This window comes from Streptococcus mitis, from assembly GCF_002096815.1.
Lineage (GTDB): Bacteria > Bacillota > Bacilli > Lactobacillales > Streptococcaceae > Streptococcus > Streptococcus mitis_AD.
Genome location: NZ_NCVJ01000021.1, coordinates 61,422 through 74,367 on the forward strand (window position 1 = coordinate 61,422; position 12,946 = coordinate 74,367).

Annotated in this window: 10 protein-coding genes; all 10 read left to right on the top strand. The window is 38.2% G+C overall.

The features are described 5' to 3' along the window. The first annotated feature begins 2 nt into the window (after nucleotides 1-2). Nucleotides 3-1,574: a type I restriction-modification system subunit M gene (locus tag B7696_RS07025; RefSeq protein ID WP_084862952.1), complete on the top strand. Its 1,572-nt coding sequence runs from the start codon at nucleotides 3-5 to the stop codon at nucleotides 1,572-1,574. Further along, entirely contained in the window at nucleotides 1,564-2,571 is a 1,008-nt protein-coding gene (locus tag B7696_RS07030) for a virulence RhuM family protein (protein ID WP_033685434.1), read from the top strand. The genes B7696_RS07025 and B7696_RS07030 overlap by 11 nt, the downstream gene beginning before the upstream one ends. Next, complete coding sequence (locus tag B7696_RS10335) at nucleotides 2,568-3,671, top strand: restriction endonuclease subunit S (protein WP_033685668.1); 1,104 nt, start codon at nucleotides 2,568-2,570, stop codon at nucleotides 3,669-3,671. The genes B7696_RS07030 and B7696_RS10335 overlap by 4 nt, the downstream gene beginning before the upstream one ends. A 74-nt stretch (nucleotides 3,672-3,745) precedes the next feature. After that, on the top strand, nucleotides 3,746-4,264 hold the full coding sequence (locus B7696_RS07040) for a restriction endonuclease subunit S (RefSeq protein ID WP_205008206.1): 519 nt from the start codon (nucleotides 3,746-3,748) through the stop codon (nucleotides 4,262-4,264). A gap of 13 nt (nucleotides 4,265-4,277) precedes the next feature. Then, nucleotides 4,278-5,510 (top strand): AAA family ATPase, encoded by a 1,233-nt coding sequence (locus B7696_RS07045; RefSeq protein ID WP_033685431.1) that lies wholly within the window; start codon nucleotides 4,278-4,280, stop codon nucleotides 5,508-5,510. Further along, nucleotides 5,503-8,547 carry a type I restriction endonuclease subunit R gene (locus tag B7696_RS07050; RefSeq protein ID WP_084863512.1) on the top strand — a complete coding sequence of 1,015 codons (3,045 nt, stop codon included), beginning with the start codon at nucleotides 5,503-5,505 and terminating at the stop codon, nucleotides 8,545-8,547. The genes B7696_RS07045 and B7696_RS07050 overlap by 8 nt, the downstream gene beginning before the upstream one ends. A 134-nt stretch (nucleotides 8,548-8,681) precedes the next feature. Further along, a complete protein-coding gene (locus tag B7696_RS07055) occupies nucleotides 8,682-9,086 on the top strand; it encodes a YbgA family protein (protein WP_084862955.1) in 405 nt (134 codons plus the stop codon). Continuing rightward, nucleotides 9,070-9,432, top strand: a complete 363-nt coding sequence (locus B7696_RS07060; RefSeq protein ID WP_084862956.1) for a TIGR02328 family protein — start codon at nucleotides 9,070-9,072, stop codon at nucleotides 9,430-9,432. Before B7696_RS07055 ends, B7696_RS07060 begins: the two co-directional genes overlap by 17 nt. A gap of 244 nt (nucleotides 9,433-9,676) precedes the next feature. After that, the gene (gene metE, locus B7696_RS07065; protein WP_084862958.1) at nucleotides 9,677-11,926 is read left to right on the top strand and encodes a 5-methyltetrahydropteroyltriglutamate--homocysteine S-methyltransferase; all 2,250 of its coding nucleotides are present in this window, start codon (nucleotides 9,677-9,679) and stop codon (nucleotides 11,924-11,926) included. Nucleotides 11,927-11,987: 61 nt separating this feature from the next. Next, complete coding sequence (gene metF / locus B7696_RS07070) at nucleotides 11,988-12,854, top strand: methylenetetrahydrofolate reductase [NAD(P)H] (RefSeq protein ID WP_084862959.1); 867 nt, start codon at nucleotides 11,988-11,990, stop codon at nucleotides 12,852-12,854. The last annotated feature ends 92 nt before the right edge of the window (nucleotides 12,855-12,946 follow it).

The following is a 12,946-nucleotide window of genomic DNA, read 5'->3' on the forward strand; positions in this document are numbered from 1 at the left end:
AAATGGCAAGTAAAGAAAATGCAGAACGCAAGGAGCTGCATCGTAAAATTTGGGCGATTGCGGACGATGTTCGTGGGGCTGTAGATGGTTGGGATTTTAAGCAATATATCCTAGGAATCCTTTTCTATCGCTTTATTTCAGAGCACATGGCTGACTATTTTGACCGCGCTGAGCATGAGGCTGGCGACTTAGAATTTCGTTATGCTAGCTTAAGTGACCAAGAAGCTGAGCAAGATTTTAAACCAGGGACAGTTGAGGATAAGGGCTTCTTTATCCTTCCGAGTCAACTATTTGAAAATGTAGTCAAGGATGCTTCACAAAATGAAAATTTAAACGAAGAATTGGCCAATATTTTTCAAGCTATTGAGAAGTCAGCGATTGGCTTCAAATCAGAAGATGATATCAAAGGTTTGTTTGATAACTTGGATACACGAAGCAACATCCTTGGTGGGACTGTTCCAGAAAAAAATAAGCGCCTATCTGATATCCTCAATGGCATCAATAGCATTAACTTTGGTAACTTTGAGGAAAATGATATCGATGCCTTTGGGGATGCCTATGAGTTCTTGATTTCCAACTATGCTAGTAATGCAGGAAAAAGTGGTGGAGAATTTTTCACACCTCAGACAGTTTCTAAACTACTAGCTCGACTAGTCATGGTCGGCAAGGATAAGATTAACAAGGTTTACGACCCAACATGTGGGTCGGGCTCGCTTTTGCTCCAGATGAAAAAACAATATGAAGAACATATCCTAGAGGATGGTTTCTTTGGTCAAGAAATTAACATGACCAACTATAACTTGGCTCGTATGAATATGTTCTTGCATAATATCAACTACAATAACTTTGATATTAAGCGAGGAGATACCCTTTTAAATCCTCAGCATTTAGAAGAAAAGCCATTTGATGCTATTGTTTCTAATCCTCCGTATTCTGTCAAATGGGTGGGAGATGGAGACCCAACTCTGATAAACGATGACCGTTTTGCGCCAGCTGGCAAGTTAGCACCCAAGTCAAAAGCTGACTTTGCCTTTATTATGCATAGTCTCAACCACTTGTCTAACAGAGGTCGAGCAGCCATTGTTTGTTTCCCGGGTATCTTCTATCGTGGTGGTGCTGAAAAGACCATTCGTCAGTATCTAGTAGATAATAACTTTGTTGAAGCGGTTATAGCCCTTCCGGGAAATCTCTTCTTTGGAACCCCTATCTCAACTACGATTTTGGTTCTGGCAAAGAATAAAATAGAAAATAAAACCCTCTTTATCGATGCGAGTAAAGAATTCAAAAAAGAGACTAATAACAATGTCTTGACGGATAACAATATTGAGCACATAGTTGAATTGTTTTCTAATTATCAAAGTGTGGACTACAAATCTGCTCTTGTTGATAATGAGGTGATTGGTTCAGAGCAAGATTACAATCTATCTGTTTCAACCTATGTCGAACAAGAAGATACCCGGGAGAAGATTGATATTGGTGAGCTCAATAAAGAAATCGCTGATACTGTTGCCAAGATTGACCACTTGCGTGCAGAGATAGACAAGATTGTAGAGGAATTGAGCCATGGCAAATGATGTGATTCTCTATAGAACTGATGACGGGGAGTCAGCTATTGAACTCCACCTGGATAATGGAACGGTCTGGCTCACCCAACAAGAACTAGCTGAGCTCTTTCAAACTTCCAAGCAAAATATTAGTAAACATATCAAGGCAATATTTGAGGATGGTGAATTAGATGAAACAGTGGTTGTCAACTATCAGTTGACAACCACTCGTCACGGTGCAATGGCTGGTAAAACTCAGTCCAAAAAAGTCGCTTACTATAATCTCGATATGATTCTGGCGATTGGGTATCGAGTGCGTTCCCCTCGTGGCATTCAGTTTAGACACTATGCTTCGACAGTCTTGAAAGAGTATCTAATCAAGGGCTTCGCTATGGATGATGAGCGCCTGAAAAACTTGGGTGGAGGCTCTTACTTTAAAGAACTCCTTGAAAGAATCCGAGATATCCGCTCGAGTGAAAAAGTCTTTTACCGTCAGGTTTTAGATCTTTTCGCGACATCAAGCGACTACAATGCAAATTCACTAGAGGCAAAGAAATTTTTTGCGACGGTTCAAAATAAGATGCATTATGCCATTCACCACAATACTGCCAGTGAACTCATCTACAATCGTGTTGATAGTGAAAAGGAGTTTATGGGCTTGACTACTTTTAAGGGAGACCTCCCTACTCTATCTGAAGCAAAAGTTGCCAAGAACTATCTGACAGAAAAGGAACTGCGTGGGCTTAATCAGCTTGTATCAGGATATCTAGATTTTGCGGAAAGACAGGCAGAGCGAGAAGAAGTCATGACTATGGCAGACTGGGTAACACATGTAGATCGTATCCTTCAGGCTACTGGAGAAGACTTGCTGGACAATAGTGGTTCTATCTCTCATGAACAGATGAAGCAGAAGGTAGATAAGGAATATAAGAGCTACCAAGCCAAGACTCTCAGTCAAGTTGAAAAAGATTATCTTGAGGAAATCAAAAGTATTGAAAATCTAGCCAAGGAAGGAGGGAAACCATGAACATCCTAGAAGAAATCCAAAACTGTCCTGTTGAGTGGAAAGAGTTGGGGGAAGTAGTTTTTACTTTGACAAGTCCTGTAAAGTTAGCTAAGAAGCAGTATCAATTGACAGGAAGAATACCGATTGTTGATCAGGGTGAACAATTCATAGCAGGATATACAGATAATGAAAAATATCTTGAAAAAGATGAATATATAATTTTTGGAGATCATTCAGAACATATAAAATTTGTAGATTTCGCTTTTGTTCAAGGAGCTGATGGTTTAAAAATTTTGAAACCAAAGAAAGGTATAAACGCAAAATATCTATATTATTGCGTTTGTAATTTTTATAAGAAAGAGGGGAACTATAAAAGACATTGGAGTAATGCGAAAATTACTCTTATACCTATTCCTCCACTAAAAATTCAAGAAGAAATTGTGCAAAAACTTGACAAAATGACAGAGTATGTTACAGAATTGACCTCAGAATTGACCTCAGAATTGACCTCACGTAAAAAGCAATATTCTTATTATCGAGATAAACTCTTATCATTTGAGGATGAGGTTTATCATGTTGAGTGGAAGATACTTAAAGATGTTGCTAAATTGAAGAATGGAAAAGATTGGAAAGCTATTCCAAATGGAGAAATACCAGTATATGGTAGTGGTGGAGAAATGGGAGAGTTTGTTGCTGATTATTCTTATGACAAACCAACTGTATTGATTCCTAGGAAAGGTTCTATTTCTAATTTATTCTATTTAGAAAAAGCTTTTTGGAACGTAGATACAATTTACTATACAGAAATTGATGAAACTAAGCTTATTCCAAAGTATTTTTATTATTATTTAACGACTGTTAATTTAGAAGAAATGTCAACTAATCCAACAAGACCTAGTTTAACTCAAGCTATTCTAGATAAAATTAAAATCCCAGTCCCTTCTCTCGAAATCCAATCGCGTATTGTTCAAGTTCTAGACAACTTTGATATGGTTTGTAATGACCTAAACATCGGACTTCCCAAGGAGATTGAACTACGCCAAAAACAGTACGAATATTTTAGAGAAAAACTCTTGACATTCGTCGCCGAAGGCGAGTACACTGAGAGTAGAGTAGAGTAGAGGAGTGGGACAACTCTGCTATTATCAAGCTTTTACAGTGGGTATTTGGTCCAATTCGGGCGGAACTAGGTAGTGTGTTTGAAGTTATTGCAGGAGGTGACATTCCAAAGAATGGAATCTCTGCTATTGAAACAGAAGAATATTGTTATCCTATCTTATCTAATGGAATTAACGAAAAATCATTATATGGTTGGACAAATCAAGCTAGAATCAAGAATCCTAGCCTAACGGTTTCAGCGAGAGGTACAATCGGATGGACAAGTTATCGTGAAAAACCTTTCTTCCCTATAGTGAGATTGCTTGTTTTGACTCCAAAAATTAACCTCAATTTAAAATATGCTTATTATTTTATGAACTCTATCGAGAATAACTATGAAATTCCACAAAGTGGGATACCACAGTTAACGAAACCTATGATTCAAAGTAAAATAATCACCCTACCACCACTAGAAAAACAATCTAGTATAGTTTCTGTTCTTGACAATTTCAACACCTTAACCAACTCTCTTTCTGAGGGCCTTCCAAAAGAAATCGAACTAAGACAGAAACAGTATGAATATTGGAGAAATCAATTACTCAATTTTAATGAATAAGGAAAAGTGAATCATGCCAGATGATAAAATATTTAATACATTGGAAGATGTTGCGGAGGAACTGATATCGAATGATAAGAAAGTGCATTTAATTTATGCTTTTAATGCTACAGGGAAAACAAGGCTATCTATAATTTTAAAGGATAAATTAAATATTTCGGAAAATGATGAAGAGTCGAAAATTAAGAAAATACTTTATTTTAATGCTTTTACAGAAGACCTTTTTACTTGGGAGAATGATTTAGAAAATAACGAAGATCGTTACCTTAAATATAGTAAGAATACTTTTTTTGGTAATTTTTTAGAAGAACAGCAAAAATTTGATCAGGTTATTGAAACTTTTCAGAAATTTGTCCATGGCTCAATAGTTCCAAGTTTTGAAGATATTAAAGAGCAGGCTGTCAATGATTCTGGCTTACCGATTTTTGATATTATTGGAGACCAACGTGTTCCAAGGTATGTGAGTAATTTTAAGGGTATTCGCTTTACTATAGATGGAGAAACGGTCAAGATTTCTAGAGGAGAGGAGAGAATATTTGTTTGGTCCATATTCGTTACTCTCTTAGAACTTATTATTGAAGAATTGAGCGACCCAGATATTGACTCTGACTTTCAGAACTTTAAGTATATTTATATAGATGATCCAATTTCATCATTAGATGATAACAATATCATTGATTCCGCGATTTTTTTAAAGGATGTTATTGCAAAATCTGAAAATACAGATTTGAAGTTTATACTTTCTACTCACCAACCACTTTTCTACAATGTCTTATATAATGAAATTAGATTTGAAAAAAGAATTAAGAAGACATGCTTCTATGTGCTGAAAAAAGATATTGAAAATAACAATGAAGTAAAATATATCTTGACTGACGTTGAGAAAGATTCTCCCTTCGGATATCATCTAAAGGTAAGAGAAGAATTACGTAGAGCTGTAGACAGTGGACGAGTAGAAAAATTTCATTATGCTTTGTTAAGAAATCTATTAGAGAAAACAGCTACATTCTTAGGTTATAGTAGATGGGAAGAAGTTTTATTAGGGTTAGAAGTGGCTGGTGATGAGATTACCACAGAAAATATAGAGTTATATGCTCAAAGGATTGATTTATTCACACATAATCGTCAATCAGATTTGGAGTTTAGAGAATTGCAAGAACGAGAAAAAAATACCTTAATAGAATTATTCAACAGCTTTGAGAAAAATTATAAATTTAACCCAAAAGAGGAAAATGAAAATGGTTGATTATTCAAAAGTACATGAAGTAATTGCGGAAACAAATGAAGGGATTCTCTTGGCTGAGTATCAACCAGAGTATCGCACAGATAGAGAATTTCAGTCTGAGGCAGATTTGGAAAGACAATTGCTTACAGATTTGGTTAATGGTCTCAATTATGAACGACTGGATATCCATACTCCTACGGAGCTTTTAGCGAATGCAAAGGTTCAAATTGAAAAGCTTAATAAGGTGACCTTTACAGATGCTGAATGGCAACGTTTTATAGTTGAGTATTTAGATTGTCCCAATGAAGGTTTGGTTGAAAAAACACGAAAAATCCAAGAGAATCATATCTATGACTTTGTCTTTGATGATGGACGGATTAAAAATATTTTCATCCTTGACAAGAAAAATATTCATAACAACAGTATGCAGGTCATCAATCAAGTGACGCAAGTGGGGAGCCATACTAACCGTTATGATGTGACTATTTTAGTCAATGGTCTTCCGCTAGTTCAGATTGAATTGAAGAAGCGGGGTGTCAGTCTGCAAGAAGCCTTTAATCAGGTTCACCGTTATAGTAAGGAAAGCTTTAACAGCGAAAATTCTTTGTATAAGTATGTTCAGATTTTTGTGATTTCGAATGGCACTTATACACGCTACTTTGCAAATACGACAGCTCAAAATAAAAATCACTATGAGTTTACCTGTGAGTGGGCAGACCGTAAGAACAAGACTATTCACGAATTGGAAGATTTTACCGTTACTTTCTTAAGCAAGCGTGTCCTCTTGGAAGTTTTGACCAAGTATTGTGTTTTTGATGTGGATAATACCTTGCTCATTATGCGTCCTTATCAGATAGCAGCTACTGAGAGTATTTTGAGAAAAATCCATTCCTCGAATGAGATGAAGAATTTTGGAACAATCAATGCTTGTGGCTATATCTGGCATACGACAGGGTCAGGGAAAACCTTGACCAGCTTTAAGACAGCGCGCTTAGCGACCGAGTTGGACTACATTGACAAAGTGATCTTCGTTGTAGATAGAAAAGACTTAGACTATCAAACCATGAAGGAATATCAAAAATTCCAACCAAATTCAGTCAATGGTAGTAACAATACAAAAGAACTCCAACGCAGTATCGAAGAAAATGATGATCGAATCGTTGTCACAACTATTCAAAAGCTAAACAAATTTATAACAGCAAATCCAAATCATGAGATATATAGTAAAAAATGCGTTTTGATTTTTGATGAGTGTCATCGTTCACAGTTTGGGAAGGCTCAAAAGCGTATTAAGAAGGCTTTTAAACAGTATGCCCTATTTGGATTTACAGGGACACCAATTTTCCCAGAAAATAGCTTAACGGGAGAAACGACACAAGAAGTTTTTGGAGAACAGCTCCATAATTATGTTATCACGGATGCTATTCGAGATAAAAAAGTATTGAAGTTCAAGGTTGATTACAACTATATTAAGCCTGAAATCAATAAGTATAGAGAAGCTGAAAAAGCAGTTGGCCGAGAGCTTGATGAGAAGAAACTCAAAAAGATGGAGAAGGAACTCCTTTTGCATCCAGAAAGGATAGCAACCATCACAGAATACTTACTTCGCGTGTATAATACAAAAACACACCGAAATCAATACTATACTCATAAACAAAAACAATTGGCTGGATTTAATGCTATGCTGGCTGTACAAAGTATTGAAGCTGCTAAGTTATACTATGACGAACTCCAGCGACAACAAGCAGCTTTACCAGAAGCTAAACGATTGAAAGTTGCAACCATCTTTAGCTTCGCACCTAACGAAGAACAGTCAGCTTATGGAGAAATTCAAGATGAAGAGCTAGAGCCTCAAGATACAGCCATGCCTCTATCTTCTAAAGAGTTTCTTTCTAGAGCGATTAATGATTATAATCACATGTTCAAGACCAACTTCTCAGCTGATGGGAAAGAGTTTCAAAATTACTATCGTGACCTTTCCAAACGAGTTAAATCCAAGGAAGTGGATTTGCTGATTGTAGTTGGTATGTTCTTGACGGGATTTGATGCCCCGACTATGAATACACTTTTTGTCGATAAAAATCTACGTTATCATGGATTGATTCAGGCTTTTTCTAGAACTAATCGAATTTTTAACAAGGTTAAACCTTTTGGGAATATTGTTTGTTTCCGTGATTTAGAAAAGGCTACGCAAGAAGCTATTAAGACTTTTGGAGACACCAATAAGCTTGAAATCATCTTAGAAAAAAGCTTTAGTGAATACATGGATGGTTTCGTGGATCAAGTAACGGGTATTGAGGTCAAAGGCTATACTGCGGTTTGTCAGGAAATTTTGGAAAGATTCCCTAATCCACAAGAAATTGAAACAGAGCATGATAAGAAAGAGTTTGTTAAGTTATTTGGTGAGTTGTTGAAGCTTGATAATGTTCTTCGAAATTATGACGAATTCCAAGAGATAGACAAACCTATTTCAGAAGGTTATCTTCAGGATTTAAGAAGTACTTATGTGGAAATTCGAGATGAATTTTTGAATCTTAAGAACTATGAAAAGGCCAAGGATTTGGATATTGATCTTTCAGATGTCGAATTTGAGATTGAACTCCTAAAAACAGATGAGATTAACCTAGACTATATCCTGGCATTGATTGTTGAAAAATCTAAGAATTCTGAGTCTAAAGAAGCAATGAAAGCTGAAGTTAGCCGTGTGATTCGTTCTAGTATCGATATTCGTGCCAAAGAAGAGTTGGTTATTGGATTTATCAATGACACTGATTTGCAAAAATTGAAAGACCATGATGGTATTATCAATGCTTTCTACGAATATGGTAAGGAGCGTAAGAAAATCGCGATTCATGACCTAGCTGAGTCTGAGAAACTTGTAGATGATTATCAATTATTCATCGACAAATCAATTCAACGAGGTTATGCTGAAAACAGTGGGACTGATTTAGATTCGATTATTCCACCAACTTCTCGTAGACAGGGAGCGCGTGAACGGAAAAAGCAAGAAGTTTTACGTAAGATTCAGTTGTTAGTAGAGACTTATTCAGGTATTTAAGGATTGTCGACTAAGACTTATTATAAAAATCAGGCTCTACAAAAAACACTCTTTATTCGCTCATAATTCGCTCATTTTATAAAAATAACTTTGTTTCCGTATTTCTTGGGAACTAGTAGAAAGTTAGGAGAAATATGGAACAAACTAATCAAAAATCCCAGTGCCAACATCTCTGGGCTAGAAACAAATACCTCGTTTTGAGCCATTCTAGCAATATTTACAATGAGATTCGTCAGTATCTAAAGAATGAAGAGGTGGAGGTGAGTCAGATTCAGGAGATGATTGACCGTGCCTGCCAGATTCCAGAGCATAGGGGTCAGGTTTGCAATGCCTTTCAGCATATTTGGGGCTATTTCAAAAAGAAAGCGACAGATGCTGAGCGCAAGGACTATATGCTCTTGCTGGATTGCTACCGCTTTGGTCAGGCTTCTAAGGAAGACTTGATTACTAAGACTCGAGACTTGCTTGATTGCTATCCAAATACCTATTTGCAACATTCGACTTTACTGGAAGGAGACTCCCATGAGACTTTGGCATGAGGCTTTGATTTCACAGCTTCCTCGTCCTCAACTCTTGGGGCAACATCGAGAGTGTTGCGCCCTGCGTGGCAATGGCTGGGGCAGAAAGCATTCAACGGTGGACTATGTCTTTACCCACTCGCCCTATCGTCTCTATGCTTATCATGACTTGATCATGAAGGAGATGGTGAAACGAGGCTTTAAGGTCAGTCCAGAGTGGCTGGACAAGAACTACCGTGGTAAGATTTGTCCTTCTTATGAGGATTTACCTGAGGAGACTTTGACGAGCCCTATTTACAAGGAGCACGATGCTGCCTACTATAAGGAGTGTCTGGCAAATCTCCGAGAGAAGGGGATTGACTTATAGTCTTTTCTAATAACAAGCCATAGTCACTTATAAGAATTACTAATAACGCGTTTGAGTATTCTAACTGAAATTGAGCTATAAAACAAGCTACACAAAGGATTTGAGGCATTTGTCTCAGGTCTTTTTCCTTTGTTTAAAACAGAGATATAGTTTCAAACTATATCAAAGCCTAATTTTTTACAATTATACAGATGATTTCTTTTCTGTTAAGATAGTTTCAACAACAAATTTTGGAGGACACATCATGTCAACTACAATCATCGGTTTCCCTCGTTTGGGCGAATTCCGCGAATTAAAATTTACAACTGAAAAATACTTTAGAAAAGAAATCTCAGAAGAAGAACTCTTGGCAGCCGCAAAAGACTTGCGTGCTAAACACTGGAACATTGTCAAAGAAAAAGGCATCACTGAAATCCCATCAAATGACTTTTCTCACTATGACAACTTCCTAGATGCAGCTTTCCTTTTCAACGTGGTACCTGCTTCAGTTCAAAACTTGGACTTGTCTGACCTTGAGCGCTACTTCGCTTTGGGTCGTGGTTACCAAGGAGAAAAAGGAGACGTTCGCGCCCTTCCAATGAAGAAATGGTTCAACACCAACTACCACTACATCGTTCCTAAATTTGAAAAAGACACTCAAGTCAAACTTGCAGGTCACAAAATCTTTGATGAGTTCCAAGAAGCCAAAGAACTTGGATTGAACACTCGTCCAGTTCTTGTAGGTCCATTCACTTTCCTTCAATTGTCAGACTTTGAAGAAGGCGTGAAAGCAGAAGACTTCGTAGACAGCTTAGTGGCTGCTTACCAAGACGTTTTTGCTAAATTGGCTGAACTTGGTGCGACTCGTATCCAACTCGACGAAGCTGCTCTTGTAAAAGATTTGACATCTGAAGAAAAAGCTCTCTTCTTGAACCTCTACAACAAGCTTTTGGCTGACAAAAAAGGTCTTGAAGTCTTGCTTCAAACTTACTTCGGAGATGTTCGTGACGTTTACGCTGACCTTGTAAACTTGCCAGTAGATGCTATCGGTCTTGACTTCGTTGAAGGTAAGAAAACTCTTGAATTGGTTAAAGGTGGTTTCCCAGCTGACAAGACTCTTTATGCAGGTATTGTCAATGGTAAAAACATCTGGCGCAACAACTACGAAAAGAGCTTGGCCGTTCTTGAGCAAATCCCAGCTGAAAACATTGTATTGACAAGCTCATGCTCACTTCTTCATGTGCCATTTACAACTGCTAATGAAGAATTTGAACCAGCAATCTTGAACCACTTTGCCTTTGCAGTTGAAAAATTGGATGAGATTCGTGATTTGGATGCTATCCGCAATGGTCAAGGTGAAGAAGCACTTGCAGCTAACAAAGAACTCTTTGCGACTGAGCGTGTTGGTGAAAATGCGGAACTTCGTGCGCGTATCGCTGGCTTGACAGACGCAGACTACACTCGTTTGCCAGCCTTTGCAGAACGTGAAGCTATCCAGGAAGAAGCTTTCAAACTTCCAGCTCTTCCAACAACAACGATCGGTTCATTCCCTCAAACTAAAGAAGTTCGTGCTAAACGTTTGGCTTACCGTAAAGGTGAATTGTCTCAAGAAGAGTACGACGCTTTCCTTGCTGAAACAATTGACGAATGGATCAAATGGCAAGAAGATATCGACTTTGATGTCCTTGTTCACGGTGAATTTGAGCGTAATGACATGGTTGAGTACTTCGGTCAAAACTTGTCAGGTTACCTCTTCTCTAAAAATGGTTGGGTACAATCATACGGTATGCGCGGGGTGAAACCACCAATCATCTGGGGTGATGTAACTCGTCTTAACCCTATCACTGTTAAATGGTCTAGCTATGCACAAAGCCGTACAAACAAACCTGTTAAAGGTATGTTGACTGGACCAGTAACTATTCTCAACTGGTCATTCCCACGTGAAGACATCTCTATCAAGGATTCTACTCTTCAAATCGCTCTTGCTATCAAGGATGAAGTGCTTGACCTTGAAGCTGCTGGTGTGAAAATCATCCAAATCGATGAGGCTGCTCTTCGTGAGAAATTGCCGCTCCGTCGTAGCGACTGGTACGAAGACTACCTTGACTGGGCAATTCCTGCCTTCCGCTTGGTACACTCAACAGTAGCGCCAGATACACAAATCCACACTCACATGTGTTACTCAGAATTTACAGATATCATCCCAGCTATCGACAACATGGATGCGGACGTTATTTCCTTTGAAGCTAGCCGTTCAAACCTTGAAATCTTGGACGAACTCAAAGCGAAAAACTTCCAAACTGAAGTGGGACCTGGGGTTTACGATATCCACTCACCTCGTGTGCCAAATGAAGGCGAAATCGACAACACAATCGAAGCCATCCTTGCTAAAGTACCAAGCAAGAAAGTTTGGATCAACCCTGACTGTGGTTTGAAAACACGTGGTATTCCAGAAACAAAAGAAAGTTTGATCCGCCTTGTTGAAGCAGCTAAAGCTGCGCGTGAGAAATTGTAAGATTAGATTTCTCCCTATAACGGTTGTTCAAAATGAAATCAAAAAGAAAAGGATAAGGACTATGTCACGCCAAACACCGTCACTCTCATTTGAAGTGTTCCCTCCAAACCCAGAAGTGGGTAATGATAAAATTATTTCAGCCTTGCAGGACATGCAGGAGTTGGCTCCTCACTTTATCAGTGTAACTGCCAGTAATAATAAATTTAATATCAAGGAAACGACGGTTCGTTTGGCTGACTTTATCCAAAATGACTTGGCGATTCCGACTATTGCTCACTTGCCAGCCATCTATTTAACTAAGGACAAGGTGGCTGAAACTATTGCTGACTTGGACAAGGTTGGCGTGCAGAAAATCTTGGCTCTTCGTGGGGATATTATCCCTGATGTGGAACCTCAAAAGGATTTCCGTTATGCAACAGACTTGATCGAGTTCATCAAGGAGCAAGCTCCTCACTTTGATATTATCGGAGCTTGCTATCCAGAAGGCCATCCAGATTCGCCAAATCAGATTTCAGATATCCAAAATCTCAAGAAGAAAGTGGATGCAGGCTGCTCGAGCCTCGTAACTCAGCTTTTCTTTGACAATGAGCGCTTCTATGATTTCCAAGACAAGTGCATCTTGGCTGGAATTGATGTTCCTATTCATGCAGGGATTATGCCAATTCTGAATCGAAATCAAGCTCTTCGCCTCTTGAAGACTTGTGAGAATATCCATATTCCACGTAAATTTAAAGCTATCTTAGACAAGTATGAGCATGACCCTGAGTCGCTCAGAGCAGCAGGACTTGCCTATGCAGTGGACCAAATCGTGGACTTGGTAACTCAAGATGTTGCTGGAGTGCATCTCTACACTATGAACAATGCAGAAACAGCAAAATACATCCACCAAGCAACCCATGCCTTGTTTAATCATCAGTCTCTAGGATAATAAAAAGCAAACCATTCTTCTCAGGTGAGGGGAATGGTTCCTTTTTAATGGTAAAGACCGCACTTTTTAAGAAAAATATGATAAAATAGACT